The sequence below is a fragment of the Streptomyces sp. NPDC018947 genome, from assembly GCF_044390505.1.
In the GTDB taxonomy this organism is placed as follows: Bacteria; Actinomycetota; Actinomycetes; order Streptomycetales; family Streptomycetaceae; genus Streptomyces.
Genome location: NZ_JBIRZD010000001.1, coordinates 1000826 through 1021695, shown reverse-complemented (window position 1 = coordinate 1021695; position 20870 = coordinate 1000826). Strand labels below are relative to the sequence as shown.

Below are 20870 nucleotides of genomic sequence, written 5' to 3'. Positions count from 1 at the left end.
CGGGAGCGTACAACGCGATCAGCCGGTGACCTTCTTCCGAAGGTCACCGGCTGATTACTCAGGGTGAGTGACGGGACTTGAACCCGCGGCATCCTGGACCACAACCAGGTGCTCTACCAGCTGAGCTACACCCACCATGGCCGGTTGTCGAATCCCGCTTGGCGGGGTTTCCCCGACCGGCTGAGAAAAAGTGTACAGGGTCCGAAGGGGTGCTCGCGCACGCCTTTCGTGTCGCCGGTCTCCGGCGGGCCGGCGGCCCTATCCGGCGGGCAGGACGTGCTTGGCGGCGATGGCCTTCGCGGTCTCCGAGTCGGGGCCCGGCTGCGGGACGAAGACGGCCTCGCGGTAGTAGCGCAGTTCGGCGATGGACTCGCGGATGTCGGCGAGGGCGCGGTGGTTGCCGTTCTTCTCGGGGCTGTTGAAGTACGCCCGCGGGTACCAGCGGCGGGCCAGCTCCTTGATGGAGGAGACGTCGACGATCCGGTAGTGGAGGTGGCCCTCCAGCGCCGGCATGTCCCGCAGCAGGAAGCCGCGGTCGGTGCCGACCGAGTTGCCGCACAGGGGGGCCTTGCCGGGCTCCTTCACGTACTCCCGCACATAGGCCAGGACCTGGGCCTCGGCGTCCGCCAGCGTCGTGCCCGTGTCGAGCTCCGCGAGCAGGCCGGACGCGGTGTGCATCTCGCGCACCACCTCCGGCATCGTCTCCAGGGCCCGCTCCGGCGGGCGGATGACGATGTCGACGCCCTCGCCGAGGATGTTCAGCTCGGAGTCGGTGACGAGGGCGGCCACCTCGATGAGAGCGTCGTCGGACAGCGAGAGGCCGGTCATCTCGCAGTCGATCCACACCATGCGATCGTTCATGTGGAACACCCTACGGCTGACGCCCGCCGGCCGGTCCCCCGGTGCGGGGGCGGGCTCACCGGGGCTTGCGCCCCAGGATCCGGGCCCCGGCCTGAACGGCCTCGCCCTCGAACGCCGGCCGGGCCGGACGGGAGTCCGTCCGGCCCGGCCGGGACGTGACCGGGGCGACTCCGGGCGGCCTCGTGGGCCCGCCCGGAGCCGACGGTCACGGCGCGCTGCGCTGGCCCGGCAGGCTCGCCGCCGGCGCCGCGAGGGGCGAGCGGCGGGTCTGGAACGGGACCTGGTTGTCGGGGGCGGCGGACGGCTGGGCGGCCTCGGGCGTCCGGGGCGCTCCCGTCGTACCGCTGTCCGTGTCCGTATGCCGGTCGCCCTGCGGCCGGCGGGCCCGGTACGCCGCGCGGTAGGCGGCCGGGGACGAGCCGAGCTGGCGGCGGAAATGGCCGCGCAGCGCCACCGGCGAGCGGAAGCCGCAGCGGCCCGCGACCTCGTCCACCGAGTAGTCGGACGTCTCCAGCAGCCGCTGCGCCTGCAGCACCCGCTGCGTGATCAGCCACTGGAGCGGGGCGCTGCCCGTCAGCGACCTGAAGCGGCGGTCGAAGGTGCGCCGGCTCATGTAGGCGCGGGCCGCCAGCGTCTCCACGTCGAACTGCTCGTGGAGGTGCTCCAGCGCCCAGGCGACGACCTCGGCGAGCGGGTCGGCGCCGATCTCCTCCGGTAAAGACCGGTCGAGGTAGCGCTCCTGGCCGCCGCTGCGGCGCGGTGGCACGACCAGCCGGCGGGCCAGGGCGCCCGCCGCCTCGTTGCCGTGGTCCGTGCGCACGATGTGCAGGCACAGGTCGATCCCGGCCGCGGTGCCCGCCGACGTCAGCACGTCGCCGTCGTCCACGAACAGCTCGCGCGGATCGACGTGCACCGACGGATAGCGCTTGGCCAGCGTCGGCGCGTACATCCAGTGGGTGGTGGCCGGGCGGCCGTCCAGCAGTCCGGCCGCCGCGAGCACGAAGGCGCCCGTGCACAGCCCGACGATGCGGGCACCCTCCTCGTGCGCACGGCGCAGGGCGTCGAGCGCGTCCTCGGGCGGCGGTGAGGTGATCGACCGCCAGGCGGGCACCACGACGGTGCCGGCCCGGGCGATCGCCTCCAGGCCCTGTGGCGCGGTGAGCTCCAGCCCGCCCGTGGTGCGCAGCGGACCCTCCTCGCCGGCGCACACCAGCAGCCGGTAGCGCGGCACGCCGGCGTCCTGGCGGTCGATGCCGAACACCGACAGCGGTATGGAACTCTCGAAGATGGGGCCGCCGCTGAACAGCAGCACCGCGACGATCTCCTTGCGGCGTCGCCCGGAGAGCTTCCGGGCCGCGGTTTCCGGCGCGGCAGTGGAGTCGTGGCTCATCCTGCTAAGCCCCCCTCGGTGGTCGCGGCTCCTCGGTTGTGTCGCTCCTGCACGTTTCCCCTCGGTCCTGCACGGTTCCCCCGCCGTAGACAGTCAAGATCGAATCTACTGCGTCCTGTCGTACCGAGGTGGCCGGTTCGGCACTTGGGACATTGTCGACATGGCAACTTGGCGTGAAGCAGTCGATCACGAAGGGTCGCACTCCCGGGAGCCCCAGGGAAGTGCGCCTCGTCGCGGTGGCCAATCCCCGTAGGCCGCGCGGGGGTCCGGAGACCCTTTCCGTGCAGGTGGAACGGGGGATCGGGGGTGGTGGGGGTGGGGTTCGGGCCCCTTCCAGAAGTTGGCTGAAAAGATTCGGGCGCGGGCGCGGAAACCGGTCAACCGCCCGGTGTTTTCCGCCCGCTGCGGGACCCCGCGCCGCGCTCCCGTGCCGCGCAGCGCTCCGAGCGGCCGATCAGCAGGCGGCACGCGCCGGTGACGGCGGCCAGTCCGAGGGCGGTCGCGGCCGCGCCGGCGAGGGAGTCTCCGCACCAGAGGAGCACGAGCGGGACGAGGACGCAGCCGAACGCCGCCCAGCGGACCAGATCGCCGGCCGCGTCGCCCGGTGCCGTGCCCCGGCCGGGGGTGCCGGACGGCGGTTCGGTGGACTGGCGCGGTACGGACATGCGGGCTCCCCGGGGCTGGCTCACGGAGATCAACGCCTGCCCCGCGCGTCGGTCACGGAGGCACCGTCCGCGGGGGCCGGGCGGGCGCGGGGAAGGTTGAATCCCGTGCAAACCGCCTGTACAACACAGCAACCATTGCGTTACGGGCGGCCCTCGGGCATGCTCCGGGGAACCCGCCGGGGCCCCACCGCGGGATCTGGGCGAAGGAGGAGTGCCGCCGTACCCTTGGGGGTATGGGGTTGGGAAGACCATTCCCGGACACAGCTCCGCCGCACACTGTTGCCCCATACGAGGATAAAAACGCCGAGACAGCCATGGCCGGTCACGAATTCTTCGAACCCGCGGACCGCAAGCGGCCCGTCGCCGAACCGACGGCGGCCGAGCCCCTGGCGGCCGGAGAGCCTCGCCAGTCGTGCGACCCGGCGTTCAAGCACGGCGTCGTCGTCGGCTTCGACGGCTCCACCTCCAGTGAGCGCGCTCTCGCGTACGCCATCGGCATGGCGCGCCGGCTCGGCGCGGGCCTGGTCATCGTGCACGTCGCCAACCGGCTGCCGACCACGGTGTGGGCGGGCTGCGAGCCCCCCGTCTTCGTCGACGTGCCGGACCACCGCACCGAGGTGCTGGGCCTGGAGCTGGCGTGCGCGGACTATCTCACCGAGGTGCCCTGGATCCTGGTCGAGCGCGGCGGCGACATCTGCCACGAACTCGAGGAGGTCGGCCGGGAGTACGAGGCGGACGCGATCGTCGTCGGCTCCAGCCACGGCCTCGTGGGGCGGCTCTTCGGCTCCGTCGCGGGCCGCCTCGCCAAACGGGCGCAGCGCCCCGTCGTGGTCATCCCGTAGCCCCGTAACCGCGACTCCCGATCCGAGCCGGACGGCCCCCGTGTGCGCGGTGGGCACACGGGGGCCGTCGCGCGGCCGGGCCCGTACGGGCGCGCGGTGCTACTCCACCGTCACCGACTTGGCGAGGTTGCGCGGCTTGTCGATGTCCCGGCCGAGGGCCAGCGCCGTGTGGTAGGCGAGGAGTTGGAGCGGGATGCCCATGAGGATCGGGTCGAGCTCGTCCTCGTTCTTGGGGACGACGATCGTGTGGTCCGCCTTCTCCTGCTCCTGGTGGGCCACGGCGAGGATCTGGCCGCTGCGGGCCTTGATCTCCTCCATCGCGGCGCGGTTCTTCTCCAGCAGGTCGTCGTCCGGCACGATGGCGACCGTCGGCAGCGCCGGCTCGATCAGGGCGAGCGGGCCGTGCTTCAGCTCGGAGGCCGGGTACGCCTCGGCGTGGATGTAGGAGACCTCCTTGAGCTTCAGGGAGGCCTCGCGGGCGACCGGGTAGCCCCGGACGCGGCCGATGAAGAGCATCGAGCGGGCGTCGGCGTACTGCGCGGCCAGCTTCTTGATCTCGTCCTCGCGCTCCAGCATCTCGGAGATCTGCCCGGGCAGCCTGCGCAGGCCCTCGATGATCCGCTTGCCGTCGCGCACGGACAGGTCGCGGGTGCGGCCCAGGTGCAGGGCGAGCAGCGCGAAGGCGACGCAGGTGTTGGTGAAGCACTTGGTGGACACGACGCACACCTCGGGGCCGGCGTGCACGTACATGCCGCCGTCGGCCTCGCGGGCGATGGCCGAGCCGACCACGTTCACGATGCCGAGGACACGGGCGCCCTTGCGCTTGAGCTCCTGCACCGCCGCCAGCACGTCGTACGTCTCGCCGGACTGGGAGACGGCGATGTAGAGGGTGTCGGGGTCCACGACCGCGTTGCGGTAGCGGAACTCGGAGGCGGGCTCGGCGTCCGCGGGGATGCGGGCCAGCTCCTCGATCATCTGGGCGCCGATCTGGCCCGCGTGGTACGAGGTGCCGCAGCCGAGGATCTTCACGCGGCGCACGGCACGCGCGTCACGGGCGTCCAGGTTGAGGCCGCCGAGGTGCACCGTGGAGAAGCGGTCGTCGATCCGGCCGCGCAGCACGCGGTCCACGGCCTCGGCCTGCTCGTGGATCTCCTTGTGCATGTACGTGTCGTGGCCGCCCATGTCGTAGGAGGCGGCCTCCCACTCCACGGTGGTCGGCTCGGACGTCGTCCGGGTGCCCTCGGTGGTGTAGGTGCGGAAGTCGTCGGCCTTGAGGGTGGCCATCTCGCCGTCGTCGAGGGTGACTATCTGCCGGGTGTGGGCGACCAGCGCGGCGATGTCCGAGGCGACGAACATCTCCTTCTCGCCGATGCCGAGGACGACCGGCGAGCCGTTGCGGGCGACGACGATGCGCTCGGGGAAGTCCGCGTGCATCACGGCGATGCCGTACGTGCCCTCGATGACCCGCAGGGTCTCGCGGACCTTGTCCTCCAGCTTCGTCGCCTCGGAGCGGGCGATGAGGTGGACGAGGACCTCGGTGTCGGTCTCGGAGAGGAACTCGACGCCGTCCGCCTCCAGCTTGCGGCGCAGGTCGGAGGCGTTGTCGATGATGCCGTTGTGGACGACGGCGACCTTGTTGTCGGCCGACATGTGCGGGTGGGCGTTCACGTCGGACGGGGCGCCGTGGGTGGCCCAGCGGGTGTGGGCTATGCCCGTGGTGCCCTTGAAGCGCGCCGGGACCTTGGCCTCCAGGTCACGGACGCGGCCCTTGGCCTTGACCATCTTCAGGCCGGCCGCCTTCGGCGACGTGACGACGATGCCCGCCGAGTCGTAGCCGCGGTACTCCAGGCGCTGCAGGCCCTCCAGGAGCAGGGGCGCGACGTCACGCCTGCCGATGTATCCGACGATTCCGCACATGTATGGGTGTCCCTCGTGTCCTTCTCCGGCCGCTCAGCCGTAGACGATGCGGCGCAACTGGCGGAGCGTCAGCTCCGGTGGTGCCACCGCGCGGTACTTCAGTTCCGCCGCGATCCGCTCGAAGATCGTCGCGTTCACCTGGCCCTGGGCCTGGAGCTCGCGGTGGCGGCGACGGACGTACTCCTCGGTCGTCTCGTCGAAGTAGGCGAGCACGTCCTGGATCACGCGCAGTGCCTCGCCCCGGCTGAGGGGGGTGGACCGCGTCAGATGATCAACGAGTTCGTCGTGCACCCGGTAGATCCTGAGGTACGGCCGACGGTTTCGCAAGAATCTTGCCCGATTTCGGGCAGGCGGCCTACATGCGCTTCAGTACCGCCTGCTTGGCCAGCGTGAACTCCTCCTCCGTGAGGACCCCGGAGCGGTGCAGCTCGCCCAGCTCCCGCAGCCGGCGCAGCAGGGCGTCGTGGTCGTCCTCGGCGGGAGCGGGAGCGGGAGCGGGAGCGGGCACCGGGAGCGGGGACGGGGCGGGCGCGGCGGCCGGGGCGTCCTCGGCCGGGCGCGCGTCCCCGGGACCCGGCTGCGCCGCCGGGTGGGGGAGGCGGGCCTGCACGGCGGCGGCCACCAGGGCCATCAGCGGGTCCTTCTTGAACCCCCACAACTCGACGGCGTTCGGGTCGTACTTGGGCGGGGTCTTAGCCGGCGCGGCCCGCACGGTGAAACGCAGATGACCGTTCTCCAGACCGGCGGACGGCCGCCACTCCACGGCGACGATGTCCGCGAGCGCGAGGGTGCGCGGGCCGCCGGCCGACTTGGAGTCCTCCGCCTGCCACTTCCACTCCAGCCGCACCCGCTCGCCGTCGAAGCTCGCGGTGCCGTCGCCGGCGGACACCGACAGGGGGACGGACGGACCGGGCAGGAGATAGGCGTCGACGGGGCCGGACGGAACACCCTCCAGCAGCAGCGCGTTGCGGACCTCGTCCACCAGGTACTCGGCGACGCCGTACCGGTCCGGCTCCACGACGAGCTGGTACGGGTCGTGGGGCTCGGCCAGTCGGCCGCCGGCCGCGTGCAGCAGCGGGTCGGCGCCGTTCCGCAGGCGCAGCCGCAGCCGCCCGGACTTCCTGCCCTGCTCGAACGATATGCCCGCCAGCGCCGTCAACGGGACGGTCAGCTCACCGAGTTCCCTGCGCAGCAGGCCGACGTTCTTGTCCCGGCCGGGGGTCAGCCGCAGGCTGTCGCCGTCGAAGACCCACGTGCCGTCCTTCTGGATGATTTCCGCCATGCGCGGATTGTTCCACCGCCTCCGCGGGCGGTGACGGCGGCGCGAGCGCCCGACGGGCACCCCGGAGGACCGTCTCCGGGGTGCCCGCCCGTCCACGGGGGCCGTCAGAGTCCCGCGATGGGGTTCCTCAGGTTCCCGACGAGCTGCAACGCGCCCGACGGGTCCGCCAGGTCCACCATCTGCCTGTTGTTGCGGAGCTGGAGCCGGTTCAGGCAGGACAGCGCGAACTCGGGCGCGAACATGTCGTACCGGTCGAACTTGTCGGCCAGTTCCGGCACCGACTCCTGGTAGGCGCGGGTGACCTCCGCGACCGTCCGCCAGAAGCCCTCCTCCTCCAGGATCCCCTCGGCGGCCAGGTTCGCGGCCAGGAAGCGGAAGAAGCAGTCGAAGACGTCCGTGAAGATCGACAGCAGCTTCATGTCGTCCGGGACGTCCACGGCGATGCGGGACACCTCCGGCGGCAGGACCGCGTCCGGGTCCATCACCGCGATCTCCTCGGCGATGTCCTTGTAGACCGCCCGCTGCACGACCCCGTCCCTGAGGACAAGGATCACGTTCTCGCCGTGCGGCATGTAGACCAGGTCGTAGGCGTAGAAGCTGTGCAGCAGCGGGACGAAGTAGGCCCGCAGGTAGTGCCGCAGCCACTCGGTGGGCGTGAGCCCCGACCGCTCGATCAGCGCGCCCGCCACGGACGCGCCCTCGTGGTCGACGTGGACGAGACTGGCCATGGTCGCCAGGGACTCGCCGTCCTGGAGGGACGGCACGGGGCTCTCCCGCCACAGCGCCGCCAGCATCTTGCGGTACGGGGAGTAGCGGTCGGTCGCCCGCTCGTACTCCAGGTGCCGGTAGCCGACGGCCGCCCGCTCCCGGATGATCGTCAGCCCCGTCGACTTCAGCACCGGGTCGGCCTCGACGAGCTGCGCGAGCCAGTCGTTGATCGCCGGGGTCGCCTCCATGTACGCCGCCGACAGGCCGCGCATGAAGCCCATGTTGAGGACGGACAGGGCCGTCTTCACGTAGTGCTTCCCGGGGTGCGAGGTGTTGAAGAAGGTGCGGATGGACTGCTGGGCCAGGTACTCGTCGTCGCCCTCGCCCAGGCACACCAGGTACTGGCGGGCCACCTCGGCGGCGAAGGTGACGGTGAGCTTGTTCCACCACTGCCAGGGGTGGACCGGGATGAACAGGTAGTCGGCCGGGTCCAGGCCCTTGTCGCGCAGGACGCCGTGGAAGCGCTCGACGGTCGCCCCGCCCAGCTCGGCCCGCACGAAGGACTCGTACTCGATGCCGACGCCGGCCGTGAACGCCGCCCGCGAGCGGTGCGCGGCCAGCCACACCAGCCGGACGGGGCTCGCCGTCTCGGGGGCGTACGACAGGTACTCGTGGATCCCGAAGCCGAGCCGCCCGTTGTTGGCGACGAAGCACGGGTGGCCCTCGGTCATGCCGGTCTCGATGGCCTGGAAGCCGCCGCGCACCAGCTCCGCGGACGTGACGCGCGGCTTGCCGAGCTTGTAGCAGGTGCCGGACAGGGTGGAGGAGATCTCCTCCAGGTAGACGGGCAGGACCTCGTCGCCGAGGCCCAGCGAGTCCTTCAGCTCGATGCAGAAGTCCAGGGCGGCGAGCGGGAGTTCGGTGCCGTCCCGGTGGCGGGTGATGGAGGCGGCGTCCACCTCCCAGTGGTCCAGGGCGCGCACGGTCGCGGTGAAGCGGTACCGGGTCTGGCCGTCGTCGCTGCGGACGACGTACGCGTCCCCGTCCCGCTCCGGCGTGATCAGCCGCTCGTGCGTGAACTCGGCCAGCGCCTTGCGGACCAGCAGGCGGTTGGCGGTCTCCCAGTGCTCGGGGGAGAGGTGGGCCACGGCGTCGGCGAGGCTCATGAGGACACCGCCTTCTCGAACCGCTCGCGGGTGCAGAAGCTCAGCAGCGCCTTCTTCTCCGGCTTCTGGATCTCCCGGTCGGGCACGAATCCGACGGCCGCGTTCAGGGCGTGGACGGCCTTGTTGCCGACGTCCGGTTCCACGACGACGCGGGCGGTGGCCGGGTCCGAGAACAGCTCGGTCATCACGGCGGTGATCACGGCCCGGGTGAAGCCGTGCACGGGCCGGTCGGTCGGCGCGACCAGGAAGTGCATGCCGACGTCGCCCGGCTCCGGCTCGTACAGGCCGACCAGCTCGCGGCGTGCCGGGTCGTACTTCTCCATCAGGAAGGCGGGGACGCCGTCGTGCAGGCCGAGGTAGGCATGGTGGTGCTCGTCGGCGGCGATCTCCATGTAGGCACGCTCGACGTCGACCGGCTCGGCGTCCTGCATCATCCAGAACGCCGACTTCGGGTGCGTGACCCAGCCGTGCAGCAGGACGGCGTCCTTCAGCGGGTCGAGGGGACGGAAGGTGAGGGCGCCGATGCCCGCGGCGGTGGGGGTGGTCATACGCTGAACTCCTGGAACGCGATGGACTGCTCGACCGGGTAGTACTCGCGGCCGAGCAGCTCACGGATGATGTAGCTGTTGCGGTACGCGCCCATGCCCAGGTCGGGGCTGGTGATGCTGTGCGTGTGGACGCCGGCGTTCTGGAGGAACACGCCCCGGCCCGTGACGTCGACGGCGTAGTTGCGGGCGACGTCGAAGTTGCCCTGGGAGTCGTAGCGCAGCCGGTCGCGCACGGGCTTGAGGAACTCCGGCTCGGCGAACCGGTAGCCGGTGGCCAGGACCAGGCCCTCGGAGGCGATCTCGAAGTCCGTGCCCCGCTCCTCCTGGCGGAAGCCGAGCGTGTAGGTGCCGTCGGCGTACCGGGCGCTGGTCAGCGCGGAGTTGGTGAGCAGGCGGGTGGGGACCGGGCCGCCGAGGTTCTTCTGGTAGAGCAGGTCGAAGATCTCGTTGATCAGATCGCCGTCGATGCCCTTGAACAGCCCCTTCTGCTCGGCCGTGAGCCGGTAGCGGGTCGCCTCCGGCAGCGCGTGGAAGTAGTCCACGTACTCCGGCGAGGTCATCTCCAGCGTGAGCTTGGTGTACTCCAGCGGGAAGAAGCGGGGGGAGCGCGTCACCCAGTTCAGCCGGTAGCCGTGGACGTCGATCTCGCCGAGCAGGTCGTAGTAGATCTCGGCGGCGGACTGGCCGCTGCCGACCAGCGTGATCGACTCCTTCTTCTGGAGCTCGGCCTTGTGCGGGACGTAGCGGGAGGTGTGGATGAAGTCGCCGGCCAGGCCACGGCAGGCGTCGGGGACGTGCGGCGAGGTGCCGGTGCCGAGGACCAGGTGGCGGGCGCGGTAGGTGTCGCCGGACGTCGTGGCGACGGCGTACAGCTCCTCGGACTCGTCCCAGGTGACCTCGGTGACCGTGGTGCCGAAGCGGACGCTGCCCAGTCTGTGCGCGGCCCAGCGGCAGTAGTCGTCGTACTCGACGCGCAGCGGGTAGAAGTTCTCGCGGATGTAGAACGAGTACAGCCGGCCCTTCTCCTTCAGGTAGCTGAGGAAGGAGTAGGGCGACGTCGGGTCGGCGAGCGTGACCAGGTCCGACATGAACGGGGTCTGGAGGTGGGCGCCGTCCAGGAACATCCCGGCGTGCCACTCGAAGTCGGGCTTGGACTCCAGGAAGACGCCGTTCAGCTCGGCGATGGGCTCGGTGAGGCAGGCGAGACCGAGGTTGAAGGGGCCGAGGCCGATCCCGACGAAGTCGTACGGGGCACTGGCTTCAGGAAGCGCGGTCAAGGGACTCTCCCAGGTACTGCTCGGCGTGGCCGGCGATCAGGTCGAGGACGGCGGTGATGTCGTCCGTGGTCGTCTCGGGGTTCAGCAGGGTGAACTTCAGGTAGTGGCGCCCGGCCACCTTGGTGCCCGCGACGACGGCGTCGCCGGACGCGAACAGGGCCTTGCGTGCGTGGAGGTTGGCGCGGTCGGTCTCGGCGGGGTCGGTCGCGGACGCCGGGACGTAGCGGAAGACCAGGGTGGACAGGCTCGGGGCGACCACCACCTCGAAGCGCGGGTCGGCGGCGAGCAGTTTCCAGCCCTCGGCCGCGAGGTCGCACACCTCGTCGAACAACTCGCCGATGCCGTCGGCGCCCATCACGCGCAGCGTCATCCACAGCTTGAGCGCGTCGAAGCGGCGGGTGGTCTGGAGGGACTTGTCGACCTGGTTGGGGATGCGCTCGGTGACCATGCGGCGCGGGTTGAGGTACTCCGCGTGGTAGGTGGCGTGCCGCAGGGTGGCCGCGTCCCGCACCAGCACGGCGGACGAACTCACGGGCTGGAAGAAGGACTTGTGGTAGTCGACGGTGACCGAGTCGGCCTTCTCGATGCCCTCGATCCGGTCCCGGTACTTCAGCGAGGCGAGCAGACCGCAGCCGTAGGCCGCGTCCACGTGCATCCACACGCCGTACTGCTCGCACAGCCCGGCGATCTCCGGCAGCGGGTCGATGGAGCCGAAGTCGGTGGTGCCGGCGGTGGCGACGACGGCCATGGGGACCAGCCCGTCCCGCACGCAGCGCTCCAGCTCGCGGGCGAGCGCGACGGTCTGCATGCGCTTGTCGTGGTCCACGGGGACGACGACCACCGCGTCCGGCCCGAGGCCGAGCAGTTTCGCCGACTTCTGCACGCTGAAGTGGCTCACCTCGGAGGCGAAGACGCGCAGCTTCGCCGGGTCGGCCGTCTTGGACTCCTCGCGGGCCAGCAGCAGCGCCTGGAGGTTGGACTGCGTGCCGCCGGAGGTGAACACGCCGTCGGCGGCGGGGCCGAGGCCGATGCGGGCGGTGGTCCAGTCGATCAGCTTGCGCTCGATGAGGGTGCCGCCGGCCGACTGGTCCCAGGTGTCGAGGGAGGAGTTGACGGCGGTCAGGACGGCCTCGGCGAGCACCGCCGGGATGACGACCGGGCAGTTGAGGTGGGCCAGGTAGCGCGGGTGGTGGAAGTAGACGGCGTCGCGGAGGTAGACGTCCTCCAGCTCGTCGAGGGCCGCGGCCGTGTCGCCGAGCGGCTTGTCGAGGTCGATCGCGTCGACGCGGGGGGTGAGGGCGTCGACCGTGACGCCGGTGAACGGCCGGTCGATGGTGGCGAGTTGTGCGGCCACCCGCTCGACTCCTTGGGTCACGGAGCGGCGGTACTGCTCCGCGGTGGTGTCGTTGAGCAGGTGCGAGCGCATGTGGGGGTCCTCCGGTGGGGACGGTCCGAGAGGGACGGGAGAGGGCTGAGCCCGGATCAACTTAGGTTAGCCTAACCTAATCTTCGCGGCGCCAAACGTGCGGGTGCGCGTGACCGTGGTCACTCGTGCCTCAACTCACCGCTACCGACGGTAAGTTGAGGCGAGAGTCGGGTTCAGCCCTGCTCGCGGAGCTGTTCCTCCGTCAGGCCCCGGCGCCAGTAGCCGACGAAGGTGACGCGGCGCCGGTCGATGCCGCGCTCGTGCACGAAGTGCCGGCGCAGCGCCTTGACGCGGCCGGACTCGCCGGCGATCCAGACGTAGGGGTGCCCGGCACGGGGCAGGACGGCCGCGCGGACCGTGTCGAGGGCCGCGCCGTCCGGGTCCTCGGCCCGGTCCCGGACCAGCCACGTGATCTCGGCGTCCGCGGCCGTCTCCAGCTCCTGGACGTCCCGGGCGTGCGGCACCTCCAGCCAGACGCGGGCGCGGGTGCCGGCCGGCAGCGATTCGACGATCGCCGCGGCGGCGGGCAGGGCGGTCTCGTCGCCCCAGAGGACGACCGGGCCGGTGTCCTCGGGCGGCCGGAAGCGGATCGCCCGGTTGTCGGCGACCGCGGGGCCCAGCAGCAGGACCCGGTCGCCGGCGGTGGCCCGGGCGGCCCAGCGGGAGGCGGGGCCCGCCTGGCAGGCGGGCCCCGCCTCCGGTCGGCCCTGTGTGCCGGGCGCGCCCGGCTCCACTCCGTGCAGCACGAAGTCGATGTCGATCTCGGCGGTGTTCCCGAAGGCGTCCCGGCGCAGCGACCGCAGCGTGTACGAGCGCATCACCGCCCTTACGTCGTCCGGCAGTTCACGCCACCCCTGCCACCAGCCGTCGCCCAGCTCGACGGGCACCGCGGGCTCCGACTGGCCCGGGTGCGGCAGGAACAGGGACAGGGACTGGTCGCGTCCGTCGGAGCGGAAGCCGGCCAGGTCGGGTCCCGCGAAGGTGACCCGGGTCAGAGACGGGCCGAGCCGCCTCGTCCGTACGACCTGGAGGGAGAAGAAACGGAACGGGGCGGCTACGGCTGTCGTCACGGACGGCTCCTGCGAGTCGGGGCGGACGGGGTCAGCTGACCTTCTTCGCGTTCTCGATCGCCTCGGCGAGGTTGTCGAGCAGCGGTGTGCACTTGTCGTAGGACAGGATCGGCTCGGGGGAACGGGCGATGACCTGGCCGGCCTTCACCGCGGGGAGCTGCTTCCAGGTGCCCTCGGTGATGTCCGCGGGCTGGATGGTGGAGGACCGGTCGTCCATGATGATGACGTCGGCCGGGTACTTGTCGACGTTCTCCCAGCTCAGGCTCTCGAACCAGCCGCCGGTCGCCTTCTTGGCCTCCTCGGAGGGCTCGACGAAGTTCACGCCGAGCGCCTTGAAGTACTCCAGGTCGACGGACAGGTTGGTGCCGGAGACGTAGAACAGCTCGGGGCTCGCGGAACCGGCCAGCACCTTGATCTCCGGCTTGGCCTTGGCGGCGGCGCGCAGCCGGGCCGCCGCCTTGTCGAAGGCGGCCTTGGCGTCCGTGACCTTCTTGGCCTTCATGTCCGCGCCGAGCGACTCGGCCAGCTCCCACATGCGCTGGAGCGGCTGGGTGAGCTGGCGGTCGAAGACGGAGACGGCCACGCTCGGGGCGAGCTTGGCGATCTTGTCCTTGGACTCCTCGGGCACCGACCAGAGGGTGCCCGCCGTGTCGAAGGTCGTGGTGGCGAGCAGGTCGGGCTGGAGGCTCACGTACTTCTCGACGTCGAACTTGCCCCACTCGTTGCCGAGGACGGTGACCTTGCTGACGTCCATGTCGCCGGCCTGCACGTCCGGCTTGCCGCCCTTGGTCGTGGTCGGGCCGAAGACGCCCTTGACCTCGATGCCGTAGTCCCACAGCGCGGCGGCGACGCCGGTGAACGCGACGATGTTCGCGGGCACCTTGTCCAGCTTCACGGTCGTGCCGCGGTCGTCCTTGAAGGACCAGGGGCCGGACTTCGCGGCGCCCTTCTCGCCCGGGCCACCGCTCTTCGCGTCGTCGTCACCGCAGGCGGCGAGCACGGCACCGAGGCCGAGGGCGCCGCCGGCGGCGAGGATTCCCCGACGGGAGATGCGGGCGGTACTGGCGTTGGACATGGTGGGGCCGCTTTCGAACGGGGCGGAGCGTCCGCCGGACAATTCGAAGGTAGGTTAGCCTAACCTCAGATATTGTCCAGTGGTGGGGGTCGCACCGCCCCGTCAGGACGGCCGGATTCAGCTCACGAGGCCCAACTCGCGGGCGATCAGCATGCGCTGGACCTCGCTCGTGCCCTCGCCGATCTCCAGGATCTTGGCGTCCCGCCACATCCGGGCCACCGGGTACTCGTTCATGAAGCCGTAGCCGCCGTGGATCTGCGTGGCGTCGCGCGCGTTGTCGACCGCGACCGTCGACGAGTACAGCTTCGCCACGGCCGCCTCCTTCTTGAACGGCTCGCCCGCCACCAGCCGGGACGCCGCGTCCCGCCAGGCCAGCCGGGCCGTGTGCGCCTTCATCTCCATGTCCGCGATCTTGAACTGGATGGCCTGGTTGGCGCCGATGGGCCGGCCGAAGGCGTGACGTTCCTTCGCGTACGCGACGGACTCGTCCACACAGCCCTGCGCGAGCCCCGTGCCCAGCGCGGCGATGGCGATCCGGCCCTCGTCGAGGATCCGCAGGAACTGGGCGTAGCCGCGCCCCTGTTCGCCCAGCAGGTTGGCCGCCGGGACCCGTACGTCGGAGAAGGACAGCTCACGCGTGTCCGACGCGTTCCAGCCGACCTTCGAGTACGGGGCGGCCACCGTGAAGCCCGGCGTGCCCGACGGCACGATGATGGACGAGATCAGCGGGCGGCCGTCCGGCTTGCGGCCCGTGACCGCCGTGACCGTCACCAGGCCCGTGATGTCCGTGCCCGAGTTGGTGATGAAGCACTTGGTGCCGTTGATCACCCACTCGTTCGTGGCCTCGTCCAGCCGCGCCGTCGTCCGCGTCGCGCCCGCGTCCGAGCCGCCGTCGGGCTCCGTCAGGCCGAAGGCGCCCAGGATCTCGCCCGAGCACAGCTTCGGCAGCCACGCGCGCTTCTGTTCCTCGGTGCCGAACAGGTGGATCGGCATGGCGCCCAGCGAGACACCGGCCTCCAGCGTGATGGCCACCGACGAGTCGACCCGGGCCAGTTCCTCCAGCGCGATGCCGAGGGCCAGGTAGTCACCGCCCATGCCGCCGTACTCCTCCGGGAACGGCAGGCCGAACAGGCCCATGCGGCCCATCTCGCGGACGATCTCGTACGGGAACTCGTGCCGCTCGTAGAAGTCGCCGATCTTGGGCGCCACGACGTCGTGGGCGAACTCCTCCACCGTGCGGCGGAGTTCCTCGAGTTCGGGGGAGAGCTTGTGGTCCATGCTGTCACTGCTCCTGGTGGGAGAGGGCTCGAACGGTGCGGGACGGGCTGGGTCGGCCCAGTTCGGAGGCCATCCACGCGCTGGTGGCGACGAGACGGCCGAGGTCGACGCCGGTGTCGATGCCGAGACCGCGCAGCATCCACACGAGGTCTTCGGTGGCGAGATTGCCGGTGGCGGACTTCGCGTACGGGCAGCCGCCCAGCCCGCCCGCGGAGGCGTCGACCGTGGTGACGCCGAGGCGCAGCGCGGCCAGGGTGTTGGACAGGGCCTGGCCGTACGTGTCGTGGAAGTGCACGCCGAGCGCCTCCACCGGGACGCCGGCCTCGAAGAGCGCGGTGAGCAGGGCGCCGACGTGGCCCGGCGTCGCCACGCCGATCGTGTCGCCGAGGCTCAGCTCGTCGCAGCCCATGTCCAGCAGGGCCCGGCAGACCTTCACCACCTGCGGCACGGTGACGGCGCCCTCCCACGGGTCGCCGAAGCACATCGACAGGTAGCCCCGGACGTGGACGTCCGCGGCCTTCGCCCGGGCCACCACCGGTTCGAACATGGCCAGCGCCTCGTCCACCGTGCGGTTGAGGTTGGCCTTCGCGAAGGACTCCGTGGCGCTGGCGAACACGGCGACCCGCCGGGCGCCGAGCGCCAGCGCGCGGTCCAGCCCGCGTTCGTTCGGCACCAGCACGGGCAGGTCCACCGGCAGTCCCGAGACGGCCGGGAACAACCGCTCCGCGTCGGCGAGCTGGGGGACCCACTTGGGGTGGACGAAGCTCGTCGCCTCGACGGTGGTCAGTCCGGCGCCGGCCAGCCGGCGGATGAACTCCACCTTGACCTCGGTCGGTACGGTCCCCTTCTCGTTCTGCAGACCGTCGCGCGCGCCGACCTCGTGGATCCGCACCCGCGCGGGCAGGCCCTCGGCGGGCACGGTCATGGGCAGGCCCAGTTCCGGGGTGTTCACGCCGTCTCCTCCTCGCTCTCCCCGACGGGGGCGATGACCGCCAGCACCTGGTCCATGGCGACCGTGGTGCCGGGGGCCACGTCCAGCTCGGCGACCGTGCCGGCGTGCGGGGCGGAGATGACGTGCTCCATCTTCATCGCCTCCACCACCAGCAGGCTCTGCCCGGCGGCCACCTCGTCGCCGACGGCCACCTTCACCACCGTCACCGTGCCCGGCATGGGCGCGGTCAGCGAGTCGGCGCCCGCGTGGGCGGCGCGGTTCAGCGAGGCGGCGACCGGGTCGTGGTCGCGCACCTGCCAGGCGTCGCCGTCGCGGCCGAGCCAGGTGCCGTCCGGCAGCGCGGTGAAGGTGTGGCTCACACCGTCGAGCCGGACCGCGTACCGGTGCCCGTGGCCCGACGGCGTCACCGCCGAGGCGGCCAGGGGCCGCGGCGCGCCGTCCGGCAGCACCTCCAGCCCGCCGTCCGGGGTGCTGCGCACCCGCACGGTGACCGGGTCCCTGCCGGGCACCCGCAGGTGGTGCGGCGTCCAGGCCCGCTCCCCGCCCATCCGCCAGCCGTCCGCGGCGTCGAACGGGTCCGACCAGGCGGCCGTGCGGGCGGCCGGGGCGAGGGCCGCGTGCCGCAGCAGCGCCGCCGCCGCGTACACCTCCACCGGCACCTCGTCCGGGACGAGCGTGTCGACGTCCCGCTCCACCAGTCCGGTGTCCAGGTCGCCCGCCACCACCGCCGGGTGCGCGAGGAGCCGGCGCAGGAACCCGGCGTTGGTCTGCACGCCCAGCGTCACCGTCCCGGCGAGGGCGGCGCGCAGCTTCCGCAGCGCCGTCTCCCGGTCGGGGCCGTACGCGATCACCTTGGACAGCATCGGGTCGTAGAGGCTGCCGACCTCGGTGCCCTCGCTGAGCCCCGAGTCGGTGCGCACGCCGTCGCCCTCGGGCTCGTGCAGCGCGAGCACCGTGCCGCCGGAGGGCAGGAAGCCGCGGGCCGGGTCCTCGGCGCACAGCCGGGCCTCGACCGCGTGACCGGTCAGCCGGACGTCCTCCTGCGCGAGACCCAGCCGCTCGCCCGCCGCCACCCGGAGCTGCCACTCCACCAGGTCCACTCCCGCGACCAGCTCGGTCACCGGGTGCTCCACCTGGAGGCGGGTGTTCATCTCCATGAAGTAGTACTGGGACGGGTCACCGCCCGGAACGATGAACTCCACCGTGCCCGCGCCCCGGTAGCCGCAGGAGCGGGCCGCCTGCACGGCCGCCTCGCCCATCGCGGCCCGGGTGGCCTCGTCCAGGAGCACGCTCGGCGCCTCCTCGACGACCTTCTGGTGCCGGCGCTGGAGCGAGCACTCGCGCTCGCCCAGGTGCACCACGTTGCCGTGGCCGTCGGCCAGCACCTGGATCTCGATGTGCCGGGGCCGGTCGATCCACCGCTCCACCAGCAGTGTGTCGTCGCCGAAGGAGGCGCGGGCCTCGCGTCGGGCGGCGGCGATCTCGTCGGCGAGCACGGCCTCGTCCCGCACCAGCCGCATCCCCTTGCCGCCACCGCCGGCCGACGGCTTCAGCAGCACCGGCATCCCGATGCCGCGGGCCGCGTCGGCGAGCTGCCCGTCCGTCAGCCCGCTGCCGCTGGAGCCGGGGACGACCGGGACGCCGGCCTCCTGCACCGTCTCCTTGGCGCGGATCTTGTCGCCCATCAGGGCGATGGCGTCGGCGGGCGGCCCGATGAAGACCAGTCCCGCCTGCTCGCAGGCCCGCGCGAAGCCGGCGTTCTCGGCGAGGAAGCCGTACCCGGGGTGCACGGCCTGCGCGCCCGTGCGGGCCGCCGCGTCCAGCAGCCGTTCCACGGAGAGATAGCTCTCCGCCGCCGGCGCCGGCCCGATCCGCACCGCCGTGTCGGCCTCCCGCACGTGCCGGGCGTCCGCGTCCGCGTCGGAGTAGACCGCCACCGAGCGCACGCCCAGCGAGCGCAGCGTCCGGATGACGCGGACGGCGATCTCCCCCCGGTTGGCGACGAGCACCGTATCGAACATGCGTCCCACCTCTGCCGTGACTCCCGCTTCCCGTGTGTGTCCCATGGGTCCCCTCCTCACATCCGGAAGACGCCGAACTGGGGGTCGCCCAGCGGCGCGTTGGCACAGGCGGTCAGGGCCAGGCCCAGCACCCGGCGGGTGTCGGCGGGCTCGATGACCCCGTCGTCCCACAGCCGGGCGCTCGCGTAGTAGGCGTTGCCCTGGCGCTCGTACTGCTCGCGGATCGGGGCCTTGAAGGTCTCCTCCTCCTCGGCCGGCCACTGCTCCCCGCGGGCTTCGAGCTGGTCCCGCTTGACCGTGGCGAGCACGGACGCGGCCTGCTCGCCGCCCATCACGGAGATCTTGGCGTTGGGCCACATCCACAGGAAGCGCGGCGAGTACGCCCGGCCGCACATCGAGTAGTTGCCCGCGCCGTACGACCCGCCGACCACGACCGTCAGCTTCGGGACGCGTGTGCACGCCACCGCCGTGACCATCTTGGCGCCGTGCTTGGCGATGCCGCCCGCCTCGTAGTCCTTGCCGACCATGAAGCCGGAGATGTTCTGGAGGAAGACCAGCGGGATGCCGCGCTGGTCGCACAGCTCGATGAAGTGGGCGCCCTTCTGGGCCGACTCGGAGAACAGGATGCCGTTGTTGGCGACGATCCCGACCGGGTGGCCGTGGATGCGGGCGAAGCCGGTGACGAGGGTCTGCCCGTACTCGGACTTGAACTCGGCGAACCGGGAGCCGTCCACCACGCGGGCGATGACCTCGCGCACGTCGTAGGGGGTGCGGGAGTCGACCGGCACCACGCCGTACAGCCCCTGCGGGTCGGCCTTCGGCTCGACGGCCGGCCGCACCTCCCAGGGCGGCGTGCCGCGTGCGGGGAGCGTCGAGACGATGTTGCGCACGATGCGCAGCGCGTGCGCGTCGTCCTCCGCGAGGTGGTCGGTCACGCCCGAGACGCGGGAGTGGACCTCGCCGCCGCCCAGCTCCTCGGCCGTGACCACCTCACCGGTGGCCGCCTTCACCAGCGGCGGCCCGCCCAGGAAGATCGTGCCCTGCCCGCGCACGATCACCGCCTCGTCGCTCATCGCCGGGACGTACGCGCCGCCCGCCGTGCAGGAGCCGAGGACCGCGGCGATCTGCGGGATGCCGGCACCCGACATCCGGGCCTGGTTGTAGAAGATCCGCCCGAAGTGCTCGCGGTCGGGGAACACCTCGTCCTGCATCGGCAGGAAGGCGCCGCCCGAGTCGACGAGGTAGAGGCAGGGCAGCCGGTTCTCCAGCGCCACCTCCTGTGCCCTCAGGTGCTTCTTCACGGTCATCGGGTAGTACGTGCCGCCCTTGACCGTGGCGTCGTTGGCGACGATCACGCACTCCCGGCCGGAGACCCGACCGATGCCGGCGATGACGCCGGCCGCCGGGGCCTGTCCGTCGTAGAGCCCGTCGGCCGCGAGCGGCGCCAGCTCCAGGAACGGCGAGCCCGGATCCAGCAGCGTGTCGACGCGGTCGCGCGGCAGCAGCTTGCCCCGCGCGGTGTGCCGGGCCCTGGCCCGCTCCCCGCCGCCGAGCCGGGCCGCCGCCAGCTTGGCGCGCAGCTCCTCCACGAGGACGCGGTGCGCCTCCTCGTTGGCCCGAAAGGCCTCCGACGCGGGGTCGGCCGCGCTCGTCAGCTCCGGTGCCTCGTGCATCCTGCGGTCCCCTCACCCAGTGGTCGACCAGTTAATGAGCGTTAACGCATTTCCTTCAGGTTAACGACCGCTAACCTCCCTGTCTAGAATCGGACCCATGGCCACGAGAACCGACGCCCCCACCCGCCGCGAGCAGATCCTCAAGGAGGCGGCCCGGCTCTTCGCCGAGCGCGGCTTCCACGGCGTCGGTGTCGACGAGATAGGGGCCGCGGTCGGCATCAGCGGCCCCGGTCTCTACCGGCACTTCGCCGGCAAGGACGCGATGCTCGCCGAGCTGCTGGTCGGCATCAGCGACTCGCTGCTGACCGGGGCGAAGCGACGTCTGGCGGAGCACGAGCGGGTGGACGGCTCCGGTGCGGGACCCGAAGCGGTCCTCGACTCGCTCATCGAGGGTCACATCGACTTCGCGCTCGACGACCGCCCGCTCATCACCCTGCACGACCGCGAGCTGGACCGCCTCCGGGACAGCGACCGCAAGCTGGTGCGCCAGCTCCAGCGGCAGTACGTCGAGCTATGGGTCGGGGTGGTGCGCGAGGTCTATCCGGACCTCGCCGAGCCCGTCGCCCGCTCGGCCGTGCACTCGGTCTTCGGCCTCCTGAACTCCACCCCGCACCTGGGCCGCCCGGGCTCGCTGCCGGGCCGCGCGGTCACGGCGTCGCTGCTCCACCGCATGGCCCGGGGGGCCTTCGCGGCGGTCGCGGTGGAGGAGGCGTAGGGGG

18 protein-coding genes and 1 tRNA gene are annotated in these 20870 nt (G+C 71.7%); 2 read left to right on the top strand and 17 right to left on the bottom strand.

Annotated elements, in window-relative coordinates; all coding sequences use genetic code 11:
• Positions 1-62: 62 nt before the first annotated feature.
• From ACH499_RS04550 to ACH499_RS04535, 4 genes are all read right to left on the bottom strand, one after another.
• Positions 63-135, bottom strand: a tRNA-His gene (locus ACH499_RS04550).
• 123 nt (positions 136-258) lie between these two features.
• Positions 259-861 carry an oligoribonuclease gene (gene orn, locus ACH499_RS04545; protein ID WP_365592628.1) on the bottom strand — a complete coding sequence of 201 codons (603 nt, stop codon included), beginning with the start codon at positions 859-861 and terminating at the stop codon, positions 259-261.
• Between the two features lie 205 nt (positions 862-1066).
• Positions 1067-2251 (bottom strand): helix-turn-helix domain-containing protein, encoded by a 1185-nt coding sequence (locus ACH499_RS04540; protein ID WP_356196378.1) that lies wholly within the window; start codon positions 2249-2251, stop codon positions 1067-1069.
• A gap of 377 nt (positions 2252-2628) precedes the next feature.
• Entirely contained in the window at positions 2629-2916 is a 288-nt protein-coding gene (locus ACH499_RS04535) for a hypothetical protein (protein ID WP_399013777.1), read from the bottom strand.
• Between the two features lie 314 nt (positions 2917-3230).
• Here ACH499_RS04535 and ACH499_RS04530 point away from each other — a divergent pair, with 314 nt between their 5' ends.
• Positions 3231-3758 carry a universal stress protein gene (locus tag ACH499_RS04530; protein WP_356196383.1) on the top strand — a complete coding sequence of 176 codons (528 nt, stop codon included), beginning with the start codon at positions 3231-3233 and terminating at the stop codon, positions 3756-3758.
• A 99-nt stretch (positions 3759-3857) separates the two neighbouring features.
• Here ACH499_RS04530 and glmS read toward each other — a convergent pair whose 3' ends face one another.
• The 13 genes from glmS to ACH499_RS04465 all read right to left on the bottom strand — a co-directional run bounded on the left by glmS (position 3858) and on the right by ACH499_RS04465 (position 20151).
• Positions 3858-5675: a glutamine--fructose-6-phosphate transaminase (isomerizing) gene (gene glmS, locus ACH499_RS04525; RefSeq protein ID WP_356196385.1), complete on the bottom strand. Its 1818-nt coding sequence runs from the start codon at positions 5673-5675 to the stop codon at positions 3858-3860.
• A gap of 33 nt (positions 5676-5708) precedes the next feature.
• Positions 5709-5966: a hypothetical protein gene (locus tag ACH499_RS04520; RefSeq protein ID WP_356196388.1), complete on the bottom strand. Its 258-nt coding sequence runs from the start codon at positions 5964-5966 to the stop codon at positions 5709-5711.
• A gap of 64 nt (positions 5967-6030) precedes the next feature.
• Positions 6031-6957, bottom strand: a complete 927-nt coding sequence (locus ACH499_RS04515) for a DUF4429 domain-containing protein (RefSeq protein WP_399013776.1) — start codon at positions 6955-6957, stop codon at positions 6031-6033.
• A gap of 104 nt (positions 6958-7061) precedes the next feature.
• On the bottom strand, positions 7062-8831 hold the full coding sequence (locus tag ACH499_RS04510) for an IucA/IucC family protein (protein ID WP_399013774.1): 1770 nt from the start codon (positions 8829-8831) through the stop codon (positions 7062-7064).
• Positions 8828-9379, bottom strand: a complete 552-nt coding sequence (locus ACH499_RS04505; protein ID WP_356196394.1) for a GNAT family N-acetyltransferase — start codon at positions 9377-9379, stop codon at positions 8828-8830. The genes ACH499_RS04510 and ACH499_RS04505 overlap by 4 nt, the downstream gene beginning before the upstream one ends.
• Positions 9376-10656 carry a lysine N(6)-hydroxylase/L-ornithine N(5)-oxygenase family protein gene (locus tag ACH499_RS04500; RefSeq protein ID WP_356196395.1) on the bottom strand — a complete coding sequence of 427 codons (1281 nt, stop codon included), beginning with the start codon at positions 10654-10656 and terminating at the stop codon, positions 9376-9378. The genes ACH499_RS04505 and ACH499_RS04500 overlap by 4 nt, the downstream gene beginning before the upstream one ends.
• Positions 10640-12082 carry a lysine decarboxylase DesA gene (gene desA, locus ACH499_RS04495; protein ID WP_399013773.1) on the bottom strand — a complete coding sequence of 481 codons (1443 nt, stop codon included), beginning with the start codon at positions 12080-12082 and terminating at the stop codon, positions 10640-10642. Before desA ends, ACH499_RS04500 begins: the two co-directional genes overlap by 17 nt.
• A 173-nt stretch (positions 12083-12255) precedes the next feature.
• Positions 12256-13152, bottom strand: a complete 897-nt coding sequence (locus ACH499_RS04490; protein WP_399013772.1) for a siderophore-interacting protein — start codon at positions 13150-13152, stop codon at positions 12256-12258.
• 31 nt (positions 13153-13183) lie between these two features.
• On the bottom strand, positions 13184-14227 hold the full coding sequence (locus tag ACH499_RS04485; RefSeq protein ID WP_356196403.1) for an ABC transporter substrate-binding protein: 1044 nt from the start codon (positions 14225-14227) through the stop codon (positions 13184-13186).
• Positions 14228-14344: 117 nt separating this feature from the next.
• Positions 14345-15505: an acyl-CoA dehydrogenase family protein gene (locus ACH499_RS04480; RefSeq protein ID WP_356196404.1), complete on the bottom strand. Its 1161-nt coding sequence runs from the start codon at positions 15503-15505 to the stop codon at positions 14345-14347.
• Between the two features lie 4 nt (positions 15506-15509).
• Positions 15510-16457: a hydroxymethylglutaryl-CoA lyase gene (locus tag ACH499_RS04475; RefSeq protein ID WP_399013770.1), complete on the bottom strand. Its 948-nt coding sequence runs from the start codon at positions 16455-16457 to the stop codon at positions 15510-15512.
• Complete coding sequence (locus ACH499_RS04470) at positions 16454-18478, bottom strand: acetyl-CoA carboxylase biotin carboxylase subunit (protein ID WP_399013769.1); 2025 nt, start codon at positions 18476-18478, stop codon at positions 16454-16456. The genes ACH499_RS04475 and ACH499_RS04470 overlap by 4 nt, the downstream gene beginning before the upstream one ends.
• Before the next feature lie 56 nt (positions 18479-18534).
• On the bottom strand, positions 18535-20151 hold the full coding sequence (locus ACH499_RS04465; protein ID WP_356196409.1) for a carboxyl transferase domain-containing protein: 1617 nt from the start codon (positions 20149-20151) through the stop codon (positions 18535-18537).
• 97 nt (positions 20152-20248) lie between these two features.
• On the opposite strand from ACH499_RS04465, the gene ACH499_RS04460 reads away from it, so the two are divergent.
• Positions 20249-20866 (top strand): TetR/AcrR family transcriptional regulator, encoded by a 618-nt coding sequence (locus ACH499_RS04460; protein WP_356196411.1) that lies wholly within the window; start codon positions 20249-20251, stop codon positions 20864-20866.
• Positions 20867-20870 lie beyond the last annotated feature (4 nt).

Coding starts and splice junctions, on each gene's coding strand:
- ACH499_RS04515 (WP_399013776.1), bottom strand. CDS start 6,957: ATGGCGGAAATCATCCAGAAGGACGGCACGTGGGTCTTCGACGGCGAC.
- ACH499_RS04510 (WP_399013774.1), bottom strand. CDS start 8,831: ATGAGCCTCGCCGACGCCGTGGCCCACCTCTCCCCCGAGCACTGGGAG.
- desA (WP_399013773.1), bottom strand. CDS start 12,082: ATGCGCTCGCACCTGCTCAACGACACCACCGCGGAGCAGTACCGCCGC.
- ACH499_RS04460 (WP_356196411.1), top strand. CDS start 20,249: ATGGCCACGAGAACCGACGCCCCCACCCGCCGCGAGCAGATCCTCAAG.
- ACH499_RS04470 (WP_399013769.1), bottom strand. CDS start 18,478: ATGTTCGATACGGTGCTCGTCGCCAACCGGGGGGAGATCGCCGTCCGC.
- ACH499_RS04540 (WP_356196378.1), bottom strand. CDS start 2,251: ATGAGCCACGACTCCACTGCCGCGCCGGAAACCGCGGCCCGGAAGCTC.
- ACH499_RS04465 (WP_356196409.1), bottom strand. CDS start 20,151: ATGCACGAGGCACCGGAGCTGACGAGCGCGGCCGACCCCGCGTCGGAG.
- orn (WP_365592628.1), bottom strand. CDS start 861: ATGAACGATCGCATGGTGTGGATCGACTGCGAGATGACCGGCCTCTCG.
- glmS (WP_356196385.1), bottom strand. CDS start 5,675: ATGTGCGGAATCGTCGGATACATCGGCAGGCGTGACGTCGCGCCCCTG.
- ACH499_RS04530 (WP_356196383.1), top strand. CDS start 3,231: ATGGCCGGTCACGAATTCTTCGAACCCGCGGACCGCAAGCGGCCCGTC.
- ACH499_RS04485 (WP_356196403.1), bottom strand. CDS start 14,227: ATGTCCAACGCCAGTACCGCCCGCATCTCCCGTCGGGGAATCCTCGCC.
- ACH499_RS04505 (WP_356196394.1), bottom strand. CDS start 9,379: ATGACCACCCCCACCGCCGCGGGCATCGGCGCCCTCACCTTCCGTCCC.
- ACH499_RS04480 (WP_356196404.1), bottom strand. CDS start 15,505: ATGGACCACAAGCTCTCCCCCGAACTCGAGGAACTCCGCCGCACGGTG.
- ACH499_RS04535 (WP_399013777.1), bottom strand. CDS start 2,916: ATGTCCGTACCGCGCCAGTCCACCGAACCGCCGTCCGGCACCCCCGGC.